Source organism: Paraburkholderia elongata (genome assembly GCF_013177735.1).
Taxonomy (GTDB): Bacteria; Pseudomonadota; Gammaproteobacteria; order Burkholderiales; family Burkholderiaceae; genus Paraburkholderia; species Paraburkholderia elongata.
The window spans coordinates 23,434-44,599 of the sequence record NZ_WOEZ01000095.1 but is presented as its reverse complement, the minus strand read 5'-3'; the positions used below and the strand labels follow the sequence as shown (position 1 = coordinate 44,599).

Here is a 21,166-nt window from a genome sequence, read left to right as displayed (position 1 = left end):
TCTTGGTGCCGTCGACCGCGACCGTGCCGAGCTTAACCAGGCCGCACTCCTTGGCCAGTTTCACCACTTGCACGAACAAGTCCGACAGTTCTTTGAGGTGAAAGGCGCGGAAGTCGCACAGCGTCCGCGACATCCTCATGCAGCTTCCTGGCCAGCTTGCGCGAGGAAAACACACCGGTCGCGTAGCCATAAACGAGCACCTTGACCATCATGGCCGGATGAAAGGGCTGGTTGCGCGCACCGCCGCCGGCATACCGGGCATGGAAGGCGGACAGGTCGAGCGAGTCGACCGTATCGCTGATGAAGTAAGCAAGGTGGCCTTCAGGCAGCCAATCTTGCAGCGCATGGGGCAGCAGGAACTGCTGTTGTGGATCGTAGGGAAGATAGCTCGTCGTCATCTGCCTACAACGTTTACAACAGGCAATCGGATGACAGCGCGGCTTCTGCCGCGCAGACTCCTAGGGTAAGTCCCGGCAGACGATCCCTTTTGAATCGCGCAACGTCACCGGCACACAACCGTATTCGCCTGTTTTCATCTGTCTATGCGCTTACTCCACCCCGATCCGCTCGGTCATGGCAATTTCCTGATTGGTGTTCGACCCAAGACGCTTGGCTCGGCGATCAGCTCAGTTGGGACTTCCGAATTTGTCAGCACCGTCGCCGCATTCGTGAACGAGAGCATCGCCGCGGATGCGGTTCACCTGGAACGGTGGCGCGCCGATGCGCGCAGCGGCTCCGGCTATCAGGTTGAATGGCTGGGCAGCGGAGGGGCGCAATACGCGGATCTTTGCAGACGGATGGACACCTACTATCAGACCTACTGCCAGATCGATCCGCTATTCCAACCGGTTCGAGGCAAAGCGGGGACGGTCCTCGTTCAGCGGAACGTGAGCGGAATTGCGGATTGCGAGTTTCGCAAGAAGATCTTCGACGAACCCGAGATAACCCAGGAATGCGTACTGGTGCACGGCACTGCAAATGTCCAGTACGCGTCGCACTCGCACGGACCAAACGGCAGTCCGCGTTCACGACGAACGAGCTGTTCTACTTCCGTCAAATGGCGGAGCTCCTTTTCCCCCTCTTCGAACTCCACGCTCGAACAACCGCCGCTCGCAGAACAACCGCTGTCCCCGTCAGCGGCACGCCGCACGCGGGATTCGATGAGCGCTTGTCGAAGCAGAATGTGCAACTTTCCCGTCGCGAGTATGAGATCTGTAAGCTGCTGCTGAACGGAAGAACGATTCCCGATGCGGCGGCCCACCTGGACGTCAAACTCTCCACGGCCGAGTCCTACGTGAAGCGGGCCTTCGCGAAACTCAGCGTTCGCACCAGGCGCGAGTTATTCGACTGGGCGTTGCTGGCGAGCTAGAGGGTTGGCGGCCAACAGTTTCGACTGTTCGATAAAGGCCGCGCTCGCATCACCAACGTGGCCTTTTCGCGAGTAGCGGTGTCATTGCAATGAGACCCAGAACGGGACCTGGCAATAGCAGCCACGCCACGTGCACATCGAGCGAGCGATACGCGCTGGTTGACAAGAGAATCGAGCAGGCCGACAGGAAAAAACCGAAGCTGTTTTGCAGTGTCAACGCACCGCCGATTTTGTCCGCCGGACACGCCCGCACGGACAGCGCCGAGAACTGCGGCGAGTCGGCCACAACGCTCACGCCCCATACGAGCAGCAAAGCGAGTTGCAGGGAAGCGCCGAGCGTCGACGCGAACGGATAGACGGCGCACAGCGTGCCTGAAGTCGCCAAGGCCAGCGCCGCTGTGCGCGCGCTGCCCGCCCGGCGGCTCAAACTGCCACCGAGCACACAACCCGCCGCGCCAATGCCGATGATCGCGAACGACCAGAACGCCACCGCGCTAGCCGATGGCTGCACCGTACCCGTCAACGCGCGCTGCACGAAGAGCGGCGTAAGCGTCCAGAACGCGTACAACTCCCACATGTGACCGAAGTATCCGAACGCAGCGGCCCGGAACTCGCGGATTCTGATCACGTTCCACACGCCGCCGGTCAGCGTCGGGCGACGCGCGGCGCCAGCGCGTGCATGCGGCCCTTCCCCAAGCACAAACACCAGCAAGGCGCCGAGCACAGCGAGCCCGGACGACGCCAGCACCACCATCTGCCACGGCACGTTTGAAAACATGGCACGAATCGCATGCACGGACGCCGTGCCGAGCGTCAGCATGGCGACCAGCAATGCAAGCGTTTGCGCTGCGCGCCCCGGCGCCCACGACACCAGCAATTTCATGCCCAGCGGATAGATACCGGCGAGCGCAATGCCCACGCCGAAGCGGAACACGAGTGCCGAGCCGAGCCCCGCGCTGCACAGCGCAAAGAGCGCATTCAGCACGGCACCGATCAGACCGCAGAGCGCGAACACGCGGCTTGCGGGCACACGATCGGCGATCCCGGTCGTAGCCGAAAGCAGCGTCCCGACGATAAAGCCCGCCTGTGTCGCGTTCGTGAGCCAACCTATGCCGGATGCGCTGAGGTGCCAATTTGCCTGCAACTCCCGCATGGCGCCGTTCGCGCTGAACCACAGGGAGGTACCGAGCAACTGCGCGACGGCGATCGCCAGTACCGCGCGGTTCGCGGCCGCCGCTTGGTCGCCTGCCCGGTCGATCTCCGGTTTGTCTCCCACTTCGCCTCCTTCTGACTGCTTGTGCGCGGCTCGTACTCTCCACGCCGCGTAGCGGTACTAATAGCACGCGCTGGCGCCTCCCACCCTGGTGCAATGAAGCACCGACCAATTGGAAACGATCGCCTCCGGGTTGTCGGCAACGCTGCGCGAATCGACGGACAGGTTGCTTGCCAAAGCACACCCCACGTAGCGGTGCCATTGCAATCCGGTTAATTGATCGAGCGTTGGAGTCGGCTCGCCGCTGCCCGCCGCGTGTGCCAGACAGCGGCTTGTTACGTCGGCGGCCGATGGTAGCGTGGGACCGTTTTCGCTTTGTGGACCGGTCGCGGTGCATGCTGCCAATAGAGTCAACGCGAATGAGACAAGAGCAAGCAGCCAGCGATTATTGTTATTCATTTGCGATTCCACTTGTCAGCCATTCTGAATGCCTGTTTGCGATTCTCGGCGATCTGCGCGCCGATGTCGATGATTGCAAACGGGCCGTGCAAAGCCGGATGCAATTGTATTTCGCGCCTTTATGCCAAAGCGCGTTTGAATTGTCTATGTCCCGTCCGTGCAAGGGCGGTTAAGCGCAACCCTGTGCGATGCGAGCGAACAAACGGACACACCGCACCGGATTTCTCTAGAGTTAAAGGATCGTCGGTCAATCCTGACTTGCGACGCTGCGCTGGCCGTTCAGCGTAACTTCAACTTAAGGGAAAACAAATGAGAACGTCTCTTCACAAGGAAATATCGACCGATTGCGACGGGCACGGCACATTTTGCTCGCACTCCAATAGTGCGCCGTTGGCACTCAAACACACAATTCACCCGGAAGAAATACGGGACAATCTTCCCGCCGGTCAAGGCGGCGTCGGCTTTTTGTTTCACGCTACCGATTGGGATACGCTTTCATTTTCATTTCACAATGTAAAAGATAGAAATGCGTCATTCGAAGAAGAGCTTTGGAGAACAAAGCCTTTCATTGCATCACCTATCTATTCGGGATCCCAGGTCATAGGGGCCAACATTGCGTGTCCGGTTCCCCTTGAGCTGTGGCTTGGAAGCCCACGCGGCATCAAGCGGTTTCGAGAGACGCAATTTTTCCCGGCCCTTGAACTGGCAAGGCAGGCAGGATTGAATATGGTGGCGATGGGCGCGTCCACGCCGTATGCCTGCAACTATGGCGCACTCCCGCGTCATACAAAGCCACCTCACATCACCACGGGTCATGCGGCTACCGCGGCGATGCTGAAAGACTGGGCCACCCACTGCTGCAATGAACTCGACCTCGAATTCGGCAGGACGAAGCTCGCTCTATTTGGCGCAGCCGGACGGCTCGGCACGACGGTAGCTAAATACCTGCTCTACAAAGATGCGCCGAAAGAGCTTGTTTTAATCGATTTGCCGGACAAGGTGAACCTGCTCACGGAACAAGCGAGAGAACTGATGGCCTCGGATCTGCTGGGACGCACCCGGGTTTCGGTCCACACCTTCAGTGCGGACACGCCACTGCCTCAGTTCGATGGTGCAATCCTCGCCAGCAGCACCAGCGTTCCCTACCTGAGCTCTTCCGACCTCAAACGGGCACAGTTCTGGATCGACGACTCCCACCCCCGGGCGGCAAGCGTCGAGGCTGAACTCGCGTCACGGGCTCATACGCTATATATTGAGTGCTTCGCGCGTGGTCCCGCCGGACTCGACACCAAGTTCCCGTTCAGACTGCCGAGCACCCGCGATTGCTATACTTGTTTCGCCGAGGGGTACGCCGCCTGGCAGGAAGGCATCGCTTCCGATTTCATCGTTGGCAGCCCGCCTGTGTGGTCCGTTTCATATACTCACGGTCTTCTGAAGAAGTACGGGTTTTCGGTCGGACCTTTTCACGGGAAAAACGGTTCGCCGATAACGCTGGACGTGCAACATCGCGACACGCATGAACTGATAGGGTCGTAAATGGCATCGGAGGCCTGATGGTGATACCGCGCGAGAGCATGCGGGATTTGCTGGAACGAAGCCGGCTAGCAATTCGATGGGGAGGCATATTGGGCCTCCTGTGCCACCCCATCTACTACGTCGTCTGGACCTACGTTCTGCCGCAGCCGTACGACAATCTCTTCCTCCGATTGAGTGCGGCGGTCATCTGCATTCCATTGATCTTTCAGGCGCGTTGGCCAAAGCGGTTTAACAGCTACCTGCTGATCTATTGGCACTGCTGCCTGATCTACGTATTGCCATTTGTTTGTACGTTCCTCGCGATCAGAAATTCATTCTCCACTATGTGGATGATGACCGAGGTCATGATGCTTTTCATCATGGCGCTATGCATCGACAACCCGCTTTTGCTGATGGCCTGTATCGGCATGGGTGTTTTTTCCGGCACGCTGGCTGCGGTGGTCAGCTCGCCGGCTCCGATCGTTCTAAGCGCGGCCAACAAGTCGGATCTCGCCGTGCTGCCCGTTGTCGTCTTGTGCAGCATGGCCTTCAGCTATGCGATCAGCAAAGGGCGCATCTTTGTCGAAAGAAACCGGGCATTGCAGGCCCTCGCGGGCTCGATCGCCCATGAAATGCGCAATCCCCTCAGCCAGCTGAAGCACGTTCTGGATCGCGTGGAAGAGGCGCTGCCTGCGACGATAGAATCCGACCGGTCGCCGGCCTTGCCGCACCACAGTGCGGCGCTGCTCTATCGTCATGTCGCCCACGGCCAATTGTCGATTGAGCGAGGCCTGCGCATTATCGCGATGACACTGGACGAAGTCAGCGCAAAACCCATCCGCTCAGATTACCTCGCCTACCTGAGTGCGGCGGTTACCACACGTAAAGCGCTAGACGAATATGGCTTCGGTGATGAAAAGGAGCGCAGCAAGGTCAGACTCGTGGTGCTGGAAGATTTCACTTTCAAAGTCGACGAAACCGTCTATCTGTTCACCCTGTTCAATCTGATCAAGAACGCGCTCCATCACATTGCCACGCATCGATCAGCAACGCTTACGCTTACGATCGACCGCCAATCGGTTATCGTTCACGACACCGGCCCGGGCATTTCGCCCGACATGCTGCCGCATCTATTCGAGCCCTTCCGTACAGCGGGAAATTCGGGTGGTACAGGACTAGGGCTGGCCTACTGCCAGCGTGCGATGCGTGCCTTTGGCGGCACCATCGGCTGCCGGTCGGAAGTCGGAAAATTCACGCAATTTACGCTGCAATTTCCAGCCGTCACGGAAAGCGAAGTCGCGGACCATGAGCACAAGATTTTTGAACGCGCCACGCCCATTTTCAAGGGGAAGCGCATCCTTCTCGTCGACGACGACGCGGGTCAGCGAGCGAAAACCCGTCGCGCATTGTCTAAGGTAGGCGCACGCACAAGCGAAGCCGAAAACGGGCAAGTGGCGTTGACCATGCTCCGAGAGTCGCCTCCCTACGACCTCGTATTGATGGACGTCAATATGCCCGTCCTGGACGGCTACACCACCGCCGAAAAAATTCGCGCCGACCATGAATATCTGGACTCGAATGTTCTGATCGCCGCCTATACGGCGGAGCCCGGCAATGTGGTGCGCGTGCTCGCCCGAAGAGCCGGCATGGACGAAATTATTAGAAAATCCTGCAGCGTGGTGGAATTGATAAGCTCGCTCCAGGCGCTCTTCGAAAACGGCAATCGGCACCATCTGAGCCAGCGGTTCGACGGGTTCTCCGGCAAATCGATCCTGGTGGCTGACGATGACACATACAGCAGGCTGGTTGCCAAAGCCTATCTGGAGCGATGCGGTGCGAGCGTTTTCGAAGCCGAACATGGGCAGGCTGTGCTGGCTCGGCTGCAGGAGAACGGCACCATCGATGCCATCGTGATGGATATGAATATGCCGGGCATGAGCGGCGTGGACACAACCGCGTTGATTCGCGCCCGCGCCGACGCGTATGCCAAAGTGCCGATCATTGCCTTGACCAGCCAGTCCGATATCAAAGCGGTGCAGGCATGCCTGAGCGCCGGCATGAACGAGGTCATGATAAAACCCGTGCAGGTCGGGTCTCTTTATGCGTGCCTTGCAAGACAGTTTGCCCAGCAACGTGGTTCGAATGCTCCAACGAAGGCAGAGCTATCAGAAACGTCGGCGAGGCCAAGCGAGAAAACCGGCAAGCTTGCGACCATCGCGGAAGGCGGCCTGCTCGATGAGAAACACCTCGAAGAACTGGTGGCGCTTGATTTGCTGGACCAATCGTTCCTCGACGGCATTGAGCAGATTCGTTTGCTGGTGGCGCGACTTGGTACCAGTGTGGCGGCCCTTGACTTCGAATCGACGCACGGAGCATTGCACGCCCTTCTTGGCGTCAGCGGCAATACCGGAGCCAAAGCGCTGCATCAATTCGCGAGGCAAATTTATCCGCGGGTGGTTGAAGGTGAATGGCCTTCGGAGGCCGGCTGGCTTGAACAAATTTCCCTGTTGGGCGGCCGCTCAGCCGACGCGCTACAGATGTATTTCGCTTCAGCCAAAGCACGTCGCGATCATCGGGACGTGCTGAGCGATGGATAGCCACTTTTGAAACCCGGAAAACCCATTGTGACTGTGGTGCCCGCACCCAATTCGGATTCGATCCGCAGGCACCCACCAAAAGATTGCATGATGCGGTTGCAAAAGATCATGCCCATGCCGTGCCCGCCGGCCCCGGCGTAAGTCGTGACGGGATCGAGCAGCAAACGCGCTTTTATCTCCGGCGCAATCCCCGGACCGTTGTCGCGAACACGGATCTCCGGTTCGCCCCCCCTGCTACTTCAAGGCACACCGAAGGCGCAGCTGAGCCATTGAGCGCACGCAAAGCGTTGGACAACAGCGAGGAGAGTACGAGCGCCACGCAATTGGGCATTGCGCGCACAACAAAATCCTCTTGCACGTCGACTTCTATCCAATCGCGCTGCGACCCGGCAAACGGATAGGTATCGAGCAAGGTGGCGATCAATCGCGTCGCCTGTGTTTCGCGGGGCCCACTGCCCGATGCAGACTGCTGCCCGCCACTTTTGTGCACCGTCGCCCAGAAAGACGAGATCAGCGTCAAGCAATACTGCGCATTGTTAAACATTGACGTTGCGGCGTGGCCGATTTCCCTTTGACGCTCCGGATCGTATTGCTCGGCAACGTCAGACTCGACGGCGCGTGCAAAAAGCGAGATCGATGCCAATGGCGTATTGAGCTCATGGGCGAGGAAGGCAAGCGTCTCATCCATCGCCAATAGCTGCTGTTGACGCGTTTCCCGCTCGGTGTAGCGCGCGATCGCCAGTTTCAGGACCTCGCGCACCGATTCCGTCCGAAGCGGCTTTTCCAGAATACGGAATATGTCACCGGTATTGACGGTCTGCAGCAGCATGTCCTTGTCAGCGTAGGCGGTCACAAGTATGCGCACGATTTGCGGATACTCCTGCGCCACCTGGCGCAGGAGATCATCTCCGTCGCGCCCCGGCATACGGAAATCGGTCACCAGTACGGCAATCTCCCGTCCGTACTCGCTCAGCACGGCAATCGCCTCGTCTGCGCCATGCGCCACATGCACACGGTAGTCCTCGCGGATCGCGCGTGCGAAATGGTTACGCGACATCTCGTCGTCATCGACGAAGAGAACGGAAAACGGCGGTTGCATCGTGTCACTCATCGTGGTCGCGGCAGGTCGAATTCGGCATCAATCCACGGACTCCTTTTATGCCAACTGGATTAGTTGTAAGGTCTTTGGTCATTGCTGTCGTTTTTACATCATATCAAGATCGACCTGGCAAACCGGGCGGTGTCTCCATCCACCCGGCGCCGAGAGCCCGACGTCAAGGCATCCGTCGGAACTGCGTGATGCGCCGTCGCGTCCGCCCGTGGTGTGAGTCTTGCACGTGTGGGTTGCGGCCTTGCGGCGCCCACGGTTACAGGCGCCGTTTCGGTATCGCGTCAATACCGCTTGCATTCGCGCGATCGTTTCTATGCGCCCTGGACGGTTCATTCGTTAGCGGTGTAGCGGCGCGCGGGCGTGTTGGACGAATGTTCCGGCAACATCGCCTGGCGCGCGGCTTCGAAGGCGTCCCACTTTGCGCCGTCGTGCAGGGACGGAATCGTGACGAGCTCGCCCCGATCAAAGCCCGTGAGCGCCGCATCGACCATGTCGCCAGCGGACATGACGATGGCCGGATCGAGGTTGTCGAGCGGCAGGCCACCGGTCTGCCAGAAATCGGTGGCCGTGGCGCCGGGCAGCACCGCCTGCACCTTCACGCCCTTGATGGTGAGCTCGTGATGCAGCGACTGGCTGAACGCAAGCACGAAGGCCTTGGTGCCGCCATACACGCCGTTCAGGATCTCCGGCGCGATGCTTACAATCGAGGAGATGTTGATGATCGCGCCCTTGCCACGCGAGACGAAGCCCGGCACCGCGGCGTACGTGAGGCGGGTAAGTGCGGTGACGTTCAGGTCGATCATCCGCGTCATGGCGTCGACATCGCTGTCGAGCAACGGCGTGTGCGTGCCGACACCCGCGTTGTTCACGAGCAGCGCGATGCTGGCGTCTTCCCTCAGCTTCGCTTCCACCCGGGAGAGCGAAGTCGGGTCATTCAGATCGGCGTCGATGATCTCGACGGACCGGCGCGTTCCGTTCGCGATGCGTTCGGCGAGACTCACGAGCCGGTCGCGGCTGCGCGCAACGAGGATCAGATCGTAGCCGCGTTTTGCGAGCCGCTCGGCATAGACCGCGCCGATGCCGGTGGATGCACCCGTAATGAGCGCCGTACCCTGATGTGCCTGAGTCATGATGTACTCCTGTTGGAAGTTCGTCGGTGATTGCGTGAGGCAATTGTGGTCCGGATTGACGCCGACGCAAATGACACATATGGTTGTGATTAAGGACATCTCTTCGCATAGAATGTCTGACTTGATGAACATCGGAGGGCCGACATGCACCGGATCGGATATTTGTTGAGCGATGGCTTCCAGGTGATGGCGCTCGCGTCACAGTCGGTTTTCGAATACGCGAACCTTGTGACGGGCGAAGCCTTCTACAAGCTCGAGAACTTTTCGGTGGCGGGTGGCGAGGTGCACTCCTCGCTCGGCATGTCCGTCGGCACGCGGCCGCTAAGCTTGCGCACCCCGATCGACACGTGGTTCGCGGCGGGCGTCAACACGCCGCTCACCTCGCCGCCAGCCGCCGAAGTGCTCGCGTTCCTGCGCAAGGCGGCTACGCGAGCGCGACGCATTGCCGGCATCTGCACGGGCGGTTTTGTACTGGCTGAAGCAGGGCTGCTCGCGAACCGGCGCGCGACCACGCATTGGGCCTTTGCCCGCGAGATGACGAGCCGGTTTCCGGACATCCATGTCGAGGAAGATCGCATCTACATTGTCGATGGACCGATCTGGACATCGGCGGGCATGACCGCGGGGCTCGACCTCGCGCTCGGGATGGTCGAGAAGGATCTCGGCGCCGATGTGGCGCGTTCGGTCGCGCACAAGCTCGTGATGCATCAACGGCGCTCGGGTGGCCAGTCGCAGCATTCGGAAATGCTCGATCTGGCACCAAAGTCCGACCGCATCCAGGACGCGCTGAACTATGCGCGCAAGAACCTGAGCCGGCCGCTTCAGGTGGAGGACCTTGCGAATGCGGCGCATCTGAGCCCGCGGCAGTTCAGCCGGGTGTTCACGCTGGAGACGGGACAGTCGCCCGCGAAGGCGATCGAAGGGTTGCGGCTTGAAGCCGCGCGGTTGATGATCGAGAAGAGCCGCCACTCGCTGGAAGTGATCGCGAAAGAGACGGGGTTTCGCGACCGTCGGCATATGCGCGAAGCGTTCATGCGCGGGTTTGGCCTACCGCCGCAGGAAGTGCGACGTGAGGCTCGTGCCGGTGATCGGATCGGTGTTTAGGTGGGGGTGGGAAGATGAGATTGCTGTCAACATGCATCAATCCTGCTCCACCAGCTCATCGTGCATCGACGCAGCGAGAAGCTCGGCGAAGCGCTCAAGCGCCGCGACTGAGCCGTGCACTGTGCGGTACTCCTGACGTCCAATCTTCGCGTCAAGAACCAACGTCATTCCCGATTTCCGAGCCAGGTCAAGGATGTCCATCTGATGCTCCACATCGTTGAATCATGCGATTCAGTTAGCACTCTGATGCGCGTGAATGGTTTGTCCACACAAGCCAGTCTAAGCACTATGCGCTGGACATCAACGCAGCCACGGTGAATTCACCGTTTTCAAAACAACAACAATAGAGACGGCAGCCGGATGCTGCAGAGTCCCAGCCACATTCCGAATGCGATGAAATACGAATCGTCGGAAGATTGGCCACGAGGTTAATCCGCGATTGCGTCGGCCAAGCGGGCCTGATATGTCCGATCCCGTATCGGCCCCGTCTGCCGCACCAACTGATACAGACGCACGCTATTCACGGTCCCGCTGCCGTCGGCTGCGATGTCGGCGCCATGCGATGCGCCCGGCGGCAGGCCGTCGATCGTGACGCGCAACCGGACAGGCTTGCCATCTGCCTGCGTACCGCCGGCTGGTTCAGCACCATGCGTCGCACAGCGCGGCTTATTCCTTCTGCTGCGCCGCCTTGATGAGATTGTCGCGCAGCTTGACGACGCCATTTTGCATGCTGGAGAACTCATCGGCCGTCAGGCCGGTGGCGTCGAAGAGACTTATGCTCAACGCGCCCTCCCGTAGTTGCCGGCCGGCGTCCGTCAGGGTGACCAGCACCTGCCGCTCATCTGCCGGATCACGCTGTCGCTGAAGGTAACCCATCCCTTCGAGCTTCTTGAGGATAGGCGTCAGGGTGTTGGATTCGAGAAACAGCTTTTCGCCCAGCGCGCTAACGGTCTGACTGCCGCCTTCCCACAGCACGATTAGGGCGATGTATTGCGTGTATGTGAGGCCAAGTTCATCGAGAATCGGCCGGTAGGCCCGGCCAAAAGCGAGATTGGCCGAATAGATCGCAAAGCACAGGAAATCCGAGAGTCTCGGGCTCGCCGTGTCTGCCGCTGCGATGCGAGCGGTAGAGGAGGTCCTTTTCATCTGCATATCCTTCGAGGGCTATGACGCGAAGTCTCGTGTCGAAGCATTATACATCGCATCCGATTTAATCGGAAATGCTTGACATTGCTCGGCGCTTGCACCACACTGCATCGCATGCGATTTAGTCGCATGCGATTTTAAATACTCTCGTCACCTACCAAGGAACGCAAAATGAGCCAGATCGAAAAAGTCCTCTACACAGGCAAAACCCACGTCTCGTCCGGCGGCCGGAACGGCACGGCACGGAGTTCCGACGGCCGTCTTGACATCAAGCTCTCGTCGCCCGGCAGCGCGGGCAACGGCACCAATCCGGAGCAGTTGTTCGCTGCCGGGTGGTCCGCGTGCTTTATCGGCGCAATCGGGCTTGCAGCCAGCGCGATGAAAGTCGAGCTCCCAGCGAACCTGGCGGTCGACGCCGAAGTGGATCTCGGCACGACGGACGGCGCCTATTTCCTCCAGGCGCGCCTGAATGTCAGCGTGCCGGGTCTGGACCGCGATGTCGCTCAGGCCCTCGTGGACGCCGCGCATCAGACTTGCCCTTATTCCAAAGCCACGCGAGGCAACATCGACATCGCGATCAATCTGGTCTAACCCCCATCTTTCACCGATCAGATCAACGCACACACCTCTTTTTCAAGTTTCAACTTTTTTCTGGAGCTCTACCATGAAGACCAAACTTGTCACCGCTCTCCTCACCGCGCTCTGCGCATCACTGACTGCGCCGGCGTTTGCCAGCGGTTACGGCCCGGCACCTTTCTACCGGCCCTCGGTCGGCGCACCGGCGTTGCAGCGCGGTCAAAGCGCAGAAACGATCGCCGCCGAGCGCCAGGATTCGGCCACCACGCAGCAAAACTATGGCGGCGTGACCGTCCAGTCCTCGCAATCGGGTGGCCCTGCGGTCACGACTCTGCGAGGTGATTTCTACGCGCACCACTAAGCGCGTCAGGAATTCATTGCGCAGCACCGCATCACCCCTTTTTCAAACTAACCCGTTGAATCAAATAAACCTCCATTTGATTCGGATTACATATCATGAACAAGAAACTTTTTGCAGCAGTCGTTGCGGCCGTTCTGAGCATTCCCGTGGTCTCGCATCCGCCCAGCAATCGAACGCCGGTGTCACGCGCGCCCAGGTGCGTGCGGATCTGGTTCAGCTTGAAAAGGCTGGCTACGATCCGGCGCGCGCCAACGGTCCGCATTACCCGGACGACATCCAGGCAGCTACCGCCAGGCTACGGGCGGCCGACAGCGCGAATCAACAGGCCGCAACCTCGGGTTACGGTGGCGTCGTGGAACAATCCTCGCAGTCGGGCCACAGTATCGCGATCCGCTCGGTGGAGCGGTCAATCTATTTCGGCCATTGAGCAGGATATTCCTTCATTAATTCCTATCGCGCGCTTCACGTGGCCAGCAGCGGACATAAATCGCGGGTACCCTGGGGTCAGTGTCGTCTGCTGTGGATTATCGAACGATGCGGACGACGCATAGCGGCGTCGTCCGCATCTTCGAGGTCAGCGCAGCGTCCGGAAACTCACGCGAACTTCTTCCGTGAACGCCTGCGGCTGTTCCCACGCCGCGAAGTGCCCGCCTTTCGGAAGCCGGTTGTAGTGAATCAGCTTCGGATACGCCTTCTCTGTCCAGCTCTGCGGGGCCGCGTAGATCTCATCCGGAAACACGCTGACGGCAACGGGAATTGCAACGTGCTTCGGCGCAAAGAAGTTGAGCTTGTTTTCCCAATACAGCCGCGCCGACGAAACGCCCGTATTCGTGAGCCAATAGAGCGTGACATTATCGAGGACGTCGTCTCGCGTCAGCCCCTCGGTCTGACCGTCAAAGACGCGCGCGATCATTGCCTGACTGGCGGCGTCGTGATCGAGCATCCATGCAGCGAGGCCGATAGGCGAATCTTCGATCCCATACAACGTCTGCGGACGGTTCGCCATCTCTTGCGCGTAGCCGAGACCGTGCTTGTAGAAGTAGTCGAGCTGATCGAACGCATGCTTCTCATCGGGCGAGAGGCCGGCCGGCGGCGGGTTTCCGTATTTCAGTGCATTGGCAATGTCGTCCGGTACGGTGGCCGGCATGTTGGTATGAATGCCGACCAGTTCCGGTGGCGCGATGAGCGCCATCTGTTCCGTGACAGCATTACCCCAGTCGCCTCCTTGCGCCACATAGCGCGTGTATCCGAGGCGCTTCATCAACACGATCCACGCGCGCGCGATACGTGCAGGATCCCAGCCGGTCGTAGTCGGCTTGCCTGAGAAACCGTAGCCCGGCAGCGACGGAATCACGATGTCGAAAGCATCCAATGCATTTCCGCCATGAGCCGTCGGGTTGGTCAGCGGATCGATGATCTTCAACTGCTCGATGATCGAGCCAGGCCATCCGTGCGTGACGATGACTGGTAACGCATTCTGATGTTTCGAACGAACGTGGATGAAATGGATGTCGAGCCCATCGATCTCGGTGACGAATTGCGGCAGCGCATTCAGTCTCGCTTCGACCTTGCGCCAGTTGTAATCTGTCGACCAATACCGCGCGAGCTTTTGCATCGTCGCAAGCTGCACGCCTTGCGATGCATCCGTGACGGTTTCGCGTTCCGGCCAACGTGTCGAGTTGATGCGTCTGCGCAAATCGACAAGCTGCGATTCCGGCACATGCACACGAAGTGGGCGAATTGCGGTCTTGTCGCCGCCCAAGGGCGGAGCAACTTCAGTAATGGGTTGAGTCGTTTCCGCAAACGCGAGCCGGCTCAATGAGGCTGCAGCAAGGGACGCCGCCGCCACACCAATAAAACGACGGCGCGACGACGTGTAGAGATCGGTAATGTCTAACACATAAACTCCTGAATCTTAGTAATCTTAACGATAAAATGGAAAACGACACAGCGTCATGCCACCTTGGGCGGCTGGTCGACGTTGGACAAGAGGCTGATCATCGACGCCGCCAGAGCGACGCCGAGAAGTGCGAGGTCTGGACAGGCCAACGGGTGGGCGCTGGCGCTCGCTTTACCAGCGTGGGGCAATACCAGGCGCCCGCATCTCGGACATCCGTCGGGAGCCCGCAATGCGTCGCATCGAATGGCCAAAGTATCATCCAGTGCAAAGATTGAAACGGAGCCGTAGGGGCGGCCTCGGCAGCCTCCGGGGCACGCCTCAGTCGTCGACGCCTGCGACGACGCGCGCGTCCCTTTCGGCACCATCCCCCAGCACGGCCAACGCCTCCTGATAAGCCTCGCTCTGATACGTGGCAAGAGCCTGCTCCAAGCTCGGGAATTCGACCACGACGGTCCGCTCCTTCAGACCCGCTTCGAATGCAACGACCTCGCCGCCTCGCACCAGGAACTTTCCGCCTGCCGCCTTCACCACCGCCGTCGCAAGGGCGCCGTACGCCGCGAGCTTGCTTGCGTCATGAATCGCTCGATACGCTGCCACCCAATATCCTTTGGCCATTTCGCTTCCTCAGTTGAAAATTACTTGACGATACAAATAGCTGAGCAATGTGCTGAAAAGATTCACCTTTGTGCCAGTTCTCCCACATCAGCGCCTTCAGGCTCTCTGCGTAGTGAATCCGCCGACGACGCGGGCGTCGCGGTCAGCGCAGTTGGCGACGCGTTTTTCACCGAGTCCGGAAGACCGCCGACGAGGATCCCCGCCTCGACAGCTACGCGCACTTCGTTCTCCGAAATGCCTACGCTGCGGAAGACCTGTTCGTTGTGCTCACCGCGAAACGCCGGCGCGCTGCGCGGGCCGAGCTCGTCGTCCGAAAATCGCCACGGATAGCCGTGGATAAGATACGAGCCACCTCGCCGGTCGGGGACTTCCTGCACGGCGCCCCACTGCTTCGCCCAGTCGGTCTCGGCGAGTTCCTTCAGCGAGCGGATCTGGCCGATCGCGATCTTCGCTTCGTCGAGCTGCGCGTCGAGCGTCTTCAGGTCGCGGAACGATAGCATCCATCTCTGGATCAACGCATGCAGCGCGCCGTAGTTCTGCAGACGCCGCTCAGCGGTACTAAAGCGCGGATCGCGCCCAAGGTCCATTCGGCGCATCGCGCGGAGATAGTTCGGAAACGTGTTGCTGCCGACGATGCTCTGCGCCGCGACGAACGCCTCGCCGCCCGGCCCGACGAAGTGCGGGCCTTCGGTCGCGCCGAGCACACCCGGCTCCGCGCCGGTATCGATACCCGCGAGATCGAGATGCGCGCGCTCGTTGATGGACAGCATCACTGCTGCCATCGCGACGTCAATGTACTGCCCCCGGCCAGTCACTTCGCGCTTGCGCACGGCGGCGAGCACCGCAATGGTTGCCTGCAGGCCCGCATAGACGTCTGCGTGTGACAGCGGGTCTGTCCATTTGCGGCCGGCATCGATACCCTCGAAGTGATGCATTGTGTTGTGCGTGAAGCCGGTTTCGGCTTGCACTGTGGGGGCATAGGCCATGCGCGACGCCCACGGCCCTTTCTGGCCATAGCCCGTGATGGACACGTACACCAGCTTCGGATTGCGCTGGCTGAGCGTCTCGTAGTCAAGGCCGAACGACCTTAGAGTTCCCGCGCGGAAATTCTCGACGATGATGTCGGCTTCATCGCAAAGGCGCAGCACCAGCTCGCGCGCGTTCCCCACATTCAAGTCGATACTGACGTTGCGCTTGCCGCTGTTCTGCTGCGCGTAGTAGCCCGACATGCCGTCTTGGTTCGGGTACGCGGCGCGCGACACGTCCGGACGCGGCGGCTCGATTTTGATCACGTCTGCGCCAAGATCGGCGAGCGTGCGCGCACAGAGCGGTCCGGCCAACACCCGCGAGAAGTCGACGACCTTGAGTCCTTCTAGTGGTCCAGCCATGTCAGTTCCCCCCGAACTCGGCCGTGCCGGGGCCGGTCTTGTCGAAGACTTCGAGCCCCCGCTTAAGATCCTGCGACGCCCAGATCGGCATTTGCAGCTCGAACATCGCTTCGTCGGCTGCGTTCAGGCCTTCGTTAAGCGCGATGCGCACAAGCTGCTTCGTAACGCCGTGCGCAATTGTCGGGCCGGCGGCCAGCTCCTGAGCGACCGACAGCGCAGCCTCGTCGAGCTTGTCGTCGGGCACCACGAGGTTGATCACGCCCCAGCGCTCAAGCGTCGCCGCGTCATAGCGACGGCCGAGCATCGACATCTCCTTGGCGCGCGCCGGTCCCGCACGCAACACCTGACGCTGGATACCGCCGAGCAACGGATGCAGGCCAAGCGCGACCTCGACCGAACCGATCTTGGCTGATTCGGCGACCACGCTGTAGTCGCAAGCGAGCACCACTTCGAAGCCGCCGCCGAGGCAGGTGCCATTGACGGCCGCGACGATCGGAACCGGCAGCGTCTCGAACGCGCGCAGCACTTCGAGCGGATCGATCAGCCCTTTGCCCTGTCGCGCAATGCGATCCGGGAACAGCGACACCTCGGCGCCTGCCGAGAAATGCCGCAATCCGCTGCGCAACAGGATTGCGCGCGAACCGCGCGTGAGCGCCGCGTCGAATTCGTCGAGTAGCGCGCGGTACATCGTTGGGCCCATCAGGTTGTGCGGACGATAATTCATCGTCAGTACGGTCACGCGGTCCTTAATCTCTGTCATAACGATCGGTTCGTTCATCATTGCTCCATGTCGTTAATACGGGTGTTGTCGAATTGAAACGGGAACACCACGAACATTAGTACGTGTCCACATACGAGCTTTTCGAGCCTCTTCTGCACGGACAACGTTCGTCGCGAATTCCCTTGGCGTGGATTCAAGTCATCAGCCGAGCTGCCAGGTTAAGTTCATCCGACTGCACCTCGGAGCAACTGGACACCCGTCAATTCGTAGAGCTCATCGAACGATATGTCGGTGCAGATCTCGATCACCTCCAGGCCCGAACGCGTGATATCGATAACTGCCAGGTCGGTGTATATCCTGCTCACGCAACCCATTCCCGTGACGGGATAGGAGCATTGTTCGACGATCTTGCTTTCGCCCTGTTTATTCAAATGCTCCATCATTACGTAGATATTCTTCGCACCAGACGCGAGATCCATCGCACCGCCAACCGCCGGAATCGCGTGTGCTTGCCCGGTGTGCCAATTCGCCAGGTCGCCCTTGACCGATACCTGGAACGCGCCCAATACGCAGTAGTCAAGATGTCCGCCGCGGACCATTGAAAACGAATCGGCATGGTGGAAGAACGCTCCTCCTGGAAGAAGCGTGACCGGCTCCTTTCCCGCGTTGATCAGGTCCTCGTCTTCTTCGCCAGGTGAAGGCGCGGGTCCCATCCCGAGGATGCCGTTTTCGCTGTGCAAAATGATTTCTCGGTGTGGATCCAGATGATTGGCCACAAGCGTCGGAACGCCAATACCCAGATTGACGTATGCGCCTTCCGGGATGTCTCGCGCGACGCGCTGCGCCATTTCGATCCGTGTAAGCTTTCTCATGTCTACGATCTCGTCTCTAACTCTTCCGCTCGACTTGCAGGAAACTACGAAACCTGCACAACGCGTTGTACAAAGATTCCTGGGGTAACAACCGCCTCTGGGTCCAAAGTACCGAGTGGGACGATTTCGTTGACTTGAGCGACAGTAGTCGTCGCCGCGCTGGCCATAACAGGACCAAAATTGCGACCGGACATCCTATAAGTCATGTTGCCCCATCGGTCTGCGCGATATGCCTTCACGAGCGCAAAATCAGCTTCCAGCGGCAATTCGAAGACGTAATTTTGGCCGTCTATCTTGCGGGATTCTTTCCCTTCCGCGAGCTTGGTGCCATAGGCTGTTGGCGTATAAAACCCACCGATTCCGGCGCCCGCCGCCCTGATACGCTCCACCAAAGTGCCTTGTGGAACCACTTCAAGTTCTACGTCTCCGGCCCGATAAGCCGCGTCAAATAAAGTCGCTCCGGCGAGCCGTGGAAACGAACAGATGAGTTTCCGTACACGCTTCTGCCGAATGAGCGCACCGAATCCCGAATCGTCGCTTCCGGAGTTGTTACTTACGATTGTGAGATCACGCGCACCCTGCGCAACCAGCGCGTCAATAAGTTGCGAGGGAAGGCCTGCCCGCCCGAATCCGCTGATCATGATGGTTGCACCATCCTTAACGTCCTCTAGTGCGGCGCCGCATGTTTCCAAAATTTTGTTAAGCATAAGAATTCAACACGCTTGCTGGAGACGGCTCCGTCCCTCGAACATCTTCTTTCGGGCATAACAACTCAAAATGCGCCGTGGAACGTCTCCGCCCAGCAATAGGCGCACATGCTCAAGGACGCAAAAGACGTCGTCCTTTTGGTAGAAAACGATACTTGAGAGAAACGAGCCGCCAGAAGGTTGGGAGAGACTGCGGTGTAGGTTCGGCCTGCACCGCAGTCTGTTGGGGTTCAGCGTCCGAGTTGTTTCAGACGAAACTGATCCATTCAACCTTCTTGCGGATCATATGGCGACGCTCGGTTTTCAAGCTTCCATTTCTTCTCAGCTTCCGTATCAGGCCGAGGTGGTCGAATGCCGTCGATCAACCAGAGTTCTTGCGGCGTTTCGCCGACATGCAACTCGTAGTGGTAACCTCGATCCTGGACAAATGGCGCAATCGCGGCGTTCGCCTTGCGGAGCCAGGACGCCGTCCACTCGACGTCCTTGGCGATGTGTCTGGCGAAGTGGTCTAATCTAATTCTGACAAAATCGCCTCGCGACTCGCCCCCCATGAAGAAGGAGTCTTTCGGCTGCTCATGAAACAGAACGCCTACGTAGAAGGGAGGAATGATGTAAATGTTGGTGATTCGCTTCGCCATCTCCTGTTTTTCATCTGCCGTGTAGGCGCCGACTGGATGATAGATATTCCACAAAGGCATTTTTGTCTCCATGCTCCAAAGATGCCGCGTTCTTTATGTCAGTACATCTGATTGTCTTGAGAAAATGGATGAACTTGACATTGATGAGGCGGCGGTATCGGTAGCCCAACAATAGGCTACCGGATGAAATCAATGCTTTTCGTAAGCACACCGTTCTTAGGGAAGGCGATCCCCGCGCTGCCCATCAGCTTCCTTTAGGCTTCGTGGGCGGAGTGCACACCGGGTCCGTCGTGACCAGCTTCTTATTAACGAATTCCTCGAAGCCAGCCATCGACAATTCCCTCCCGAATCCAGAGTTTTTGATACCGCCAAACGGTAGCTGGGGAATCGTCGCAAATGGTCGATTTACAAACACCATACCGCTGTCAATACGCGCAGCAATCTGCTCGCCGCGCTCAAGATCGGCGGTCAATATGGAGCCTCCGAGTCCATACTGTGTATCGTTTGCGATACGAATGGCGTCTTCTTCATTGGCGGCAACGAAGAAAGAAGCGATTGGGCCGAAGAGCTCTTCCCGATAAATCGGATTGCCCGTGTTGAGGTTGCTAAGTATGGTGGGTTCAATATAGAACCCTTCCCGATCGATGCGATGGCCGCCACACTCAATTACTGCGCCTGCGTCCACTGCGCGCTGGATCTGGTCAAGAAGGTGTTCAAGGGCCCTTTCTGACGAAATCGGCCCAAGCGTCGTATTCGCGTCCCCAGGGTCGCCCGCCTGCAGGGCGGTCATGGCCTTTTTGAAACCTCTGAGAAATTCCTCGCCGCGCTGCTTGCCGACGACTATGATGCGTTTCGAGCCAACGCAAACCTGTCCGCAATTGAGAGTCCGGCCGATTAACGCGGTATTGATCGCCCAATCGAGCGGAGCGTCCTCCAGAACGATCATTGCGTCATTACCACCGAGTTCGAGCACGACTTTTTTCAGGTTTCGCCCGGCGCGCTCAGCAACAGAGGCGCCGGCTCTTTCACTACCCGTGAGCGTTACTCCACGCACGCGCGGATCGTCGATGATCTTCCCGACCTGTTCAATCGACGCGAAGACGTTCGTGTAGACCCCAGGAGGCGCACCAGCCTCTTCAAACAGCCGAGCAAACGCCAAGGCACATTGCGGCACGTTTTCGGCATGCTTCAATATGAGTACATTGCCAACCATGAGCTGTGGAGCGGCAACGCGGGCAATTTGGTAGTACGGATAATTCCACGGTTCGATACCCAGCAGGACTCCAACGGGGTAAACATGGACTTTTGCGCCGGACACATCCGGCAATTGTTGCGGCGCCAGGAATTCGTGTGCGCGCTGCGCGTAATAGTCGAGGATGTTTGCCGATAGAGCCACTTCGACGCGTGCTTCGGCGATCCTCTTTCCCATCTCTCGCGTGATGGTCTGCGCATACTCTTCCGCTTTATCTCGCAGGATAGACGCCGCCTTCGCGATAACACGCGCACGATCCGCAACGGACCGATGCCGCCAATCCAGTTCAAAAACACCATGAGCCGTCGCAATAATGCCCTCGATCTCGTGGTCCTTGGCGCCTTCGAACGTCTGGACCAATTGTCCTGTCGCCGGGTTGATTGCCTTGTATTCCATCTAACAGTCCTCGCTGTGTCAGTCGATTGCCTCAATCAAATGCCTTCGCATTCGCTTTCCCGGACATCGTTCCGATCGCGCCAATGGGCATCCTGA

At 59.0% G+C, this 21,166-nt stretch carries 20 protein-coding genes and 3 pseudogenes; 8 read left to right on the top strand and 15 right to left on the bottom strand.

Features of this window, described 5'->3' with window-relative positions; genetic code table 11:
- Positions 1–398 (bottom strand): annotated as a pseudogene (locus GNZ13_RS19060) (transposase); the annotation flags it as partial.
- A 770-nt stretch (positions 399–1,168) separates the two neighbouring features.
- Between GNZ13_RS19060 and GNZ13_RS52435 the strand changes: the two are divergent.
- Positions 1,169–1,369 (top strand): response regulator transcription factor, encoded by a 201-nt coding sequence (locus GNZ13_RS52435; protein WP_236002077.1) that lies wholly within the window; start codon positions 1,169–1,171, stop codon positions 1,367–1,369.
- 49 nt (positions 1,370–1,418) lie between these two features.
- Here GNZ13_RS52435 and GNZ13_RS19050 read toward each other — a convergent pair whose 3' ends face one another.
- Positions 1,419–2,645 carry an MFS transporter gene (locus GNZ13_RS19050; RefSeq protein ID WP_172167122.1) on the bottom strand — a complete coding sequence of 409 codons (1,227 nt, stop codon included), beginning with the start codon at positions 2,643–2,645 and terminating at the stop codon, positions 1,419–1,421.
- A gap of 356 nt (positions 2,646–3,001) precedes the next feature.
- On the opposite strand from GNZ13_RS19050, the gene GNZ13_RS19045 reads away from it, so the two are divergent.
- The 3 genes from GNZ13_RS19045 (at position 3,002) to GNZ13_RS19035 (ending at position 7,153) form a co-directional block, all read left to right on the top strand.
- Positions 3,002–3,214, top strand: coding sequence for a hypothetical protein (locus GNZ13_RS19045; protein WP_172167120.1), 213 nt, complete (start codon positions 3,002–3,004; stop codon positions 3,212–3,214).
- A gap of 136 nt (positions 3,215–3,350) precedes the next feature.
- Positions 3,351–4,577 carry a hypothetical protein gene (locus GNZ13_RS19040; RefSeq protein WP_172167118.1) on the top strand — a complete coding sequence of 409 codons (1,227 nt, stop codon included), beginning with the start codon at positions 3,351–3,353 and terminating at the stop codon, positions 4,575–4,577.
- Positions 4,578–4,594: 17 nt separating this feature from the next.
- Entirely contained in the window at positions 4,595–7,153 is a 2,559-nt protein-coding gene (locus GNZ13_RS19035) for an ATP-binding response regulator (RefSeq protein ID WP_172167116.1), read from the top strand.
- Here the strand turns inward: GNZ13_RS19035 and GNZ13_RS19030 are convergent.
- Together GNZ13_RS19030 and GNZ13_RS19025 are read right to left on the bottom strand one after the other, a co-directional pair.
- Positions 7,126–8,264, bottom strand: a pseudogene (locus tag GNZ13_RS19030) (hybrid sensor histidine kinase/response regulator). The gene GNZ13_RS19035 and the pseudogene GNZ13_RS19030 sit on opposite strands and share 28 nt — an antisense overlap.
- Positions 8,265–8,593: 329 nt before the next feature.
- A complete protein-coding gene (locus tag GNZ13_RS19025) occupies positions 8,594–9,394 on the bottom strand; it encodes an SDR family NAD(P)-dependent oxidoreductase (RefSeq protein ID WP_172167115.1) in 801 nt (266 codons plus the stop codon).
- A 144-nt stretch (positions 9,395–9,538) separates the two neighbouring features.
- On the opposite strand from GNZ13_RS19025, the gene GNZ13_RS19020 reads away from it, so the two are divergent.
- Entirely contained in the window at positions 9,539–10,498 is a 960-nt protein-coding gene (locus GNZ13_RS19020) for a GlxA family transcriptional regulator (protein WP_172167113.1), read from the top strand.
- Between the two features lie 36 nt (positions 10,499–10,534).
- On the opposite strand, the gene GNZ13_RS19015 is transcribed toward GNZ13_RS19020, so the two are convergent.
- The 3 genes and pseudogenes from GNZ13_RS19015 to GNZ13_RS19005 form a co-directional block, all read right to left on the bottom strand.
- The gene (locus tag GNZ13_RS19015; protein WP_172167111.1) at positions 10,535–10,699 is read right to left on the bottom strand and encodes a hypothetical protein; all 165 of its coding nucleotides are present in this window, start codon (positions 10,697–10,699) and stop codon (positions 10,535–10,537) included.
- A gap of 227 nt (positions 10,700–10,926) precedes the next feature.
- A pseudogene (locus GNZ13_RS52430) lies at positions 10,927–11,127 on the bottom strand (cytochrome c biogenesis protein DipZ); the annotation flags it as partial.
- 37 nt (positions 11,128–11,164) lie between these two features.
- Positions 11,165–11,644 carry a MarR family winged helix-turn-helix transcriptional regulator gene (locus GNZ13_RS19005; protein WP_172167108.1) on the bottom strand — a complete coding sequence of 160 codons (480 nt, stop codon included), beginning with the start codon at positions 11,642–11,644 and terminating at the stop codon, positions 11,165–11,167.
- A gap of 171 nt (positions 11,645–11,815) precedes the next feature.
- Between GNZ13_RS19005 and GNZ13_RS19000 the strand changes: the two genes are divergently transcribed.
- The 3 genes from GNZ13_RS19000 to GNZ13_RS18990 all read left to right on the top strand — a co-directional run bounded on the left by GNZ13_RS19000 (position 11,816) and on the right by GNZ13_RS18990 (position 13,008).
- Positions 11,816–12,235 (top strand): organic hydroperoxide resistance protein, encoded by a 420-nt coding sequence (locus GNZ13_RS19000; protein WP_172167106.1) that lies wholly within the window; start codon positions 11,816–11,818, stop codon positions 12,233–12,235.
- A 73-nt stretch (positions 12,236–12,308) separates the two neighbouring features.
- Entirely contained in the window at positions 12,309–12,581 is a 273-nt protein-coding gene (locus tag GNZ13_RS18995; protein ID WP_172167104.1) for a hypothetical protein, read from the top strand.
- Between the two features lie 16 nt (positions 12,582–12,597).
- On the top strand, positions 12,598–13,008 hold the full coding sequence (locus GNZ13_RS18990) for a DUF4148 domain-containing protein (protein ID WP_236002076.1): 411 nt from the start codon (positions 12,598–12,600) through the stop codon (positions 13,006–13,008).
- A gap of 147 nt (positions 13,009–13,155) precedes the next feature.
- Here GNZ13_RS18990 and GNZ13_RS18985 read toward each other — a convergent pair whose 3' ends face one another.
- From GNZ13_RS18985 to GNZ13_RS18950, 8 genes are all read right to left on the bottom strand, one after another.
- The gene (locus GNZ13_RS18985; protein ID WP_172167102.1) at positions 13,156–14,481 is read right to left on the bottom strand and encodes an epoxide hydrolase family protein; all 1,326 of its coding nucleotides are present in this window, start codon (positions 14,479–14,481) and stop codon (positions 13,156–13,158) included.
- Between the two features lie 318 nt (positions 14,482–14,799).
- On the bottom strand, positions 14,800–15,096 hold the full coding sequence (locus GNZ13_RS18980) for a DUF1330 domain-containing protein (RefSeq protein ID WP_172167100.1): 297 nt from the start codon (positions 15,094–15,096) through the stop codon (positions 14,800–14,802).
- 62 nt (positions 15,097–15,158) lie between these two features.
- Positions 15,159–16,484, bottom strand: a complete 1,326-nt coding sequence (locus tag GNZ13_RS18975; RefSeq protein ID WP_172167099.1) for a CaiB/BaiF CoA transferase family protein — start codon at positions 16,482–16,484, stop codon at positions 15,159–15,161.
- A gap of 1 nt (position 16,485) precedes the next feature.
- Positions 16,486–17,262 carry an enoyl-CoA hydratase/isomerase family protein gene (locus tag GNZ13_RS18970; protein ID WP_172167097.1) on the bottom strand — a complete coding sequence of 259 codons (777 nt, stop codon included), beginning with the start codon at positions 17,260–17,262 and terminating at the stop codon, positions 16,486–16,488.
- Positions 17,263–17,429: 167 nt separating this feature from the next.
- On the bottom strand, positions 17,430–18,077 hold the full coding sequence (locus tag GNZ13_RS18965) for a 3-oxoacid CoA-transferase subunit B (protein WP_172167095.1): 648 nt from the start codon (positions 18,075–18,077) through the stop codon (positions 17,430–17,432).
- Between the two features lie 44 nt (positions 18,078–18,121).
- On the bottom strand, positions 18,122–18,784 hold the full coding sequence (locus GNZ13_RS18960; protein ID WP_172167093.1) for a 3-oxoacid CoA-transferase subunit A: 663 nt from the start codon (positions 18,782–18,784) through the stop codon (positions 18,122–18,124).
- Positions 18,785–19,050: 266 nt separating this feature from the next.
- Positions 19,051–19,482: a tautomerase family protein gene (locus GNZ13_RS18955; RefSeq protein WP_172167091.1), complete on the bottom strand. Its 432-nt coding sequence runs from the start codon at positions 19,480–19,482 to the stop codon at positions 19,051–19,053.
- A gap of 184 nt (positions 19,483–19,666) precedes the next feature.
- On the bottom strand, positions 19,667–21,070 hold the full coding sequence (locus GNZ13_RS18950) for an NAD-dependent succinate-semialdehyde dehydrogenase (RefSeq protein WP_172167089.1): 1,404 nt from the start codon (positions 21,068–21,070) through the stop codon (positions 19,667–19,669).
- Between the last annotated feature and the right edge of the window lie 96 nt (positions 21,071–21,166).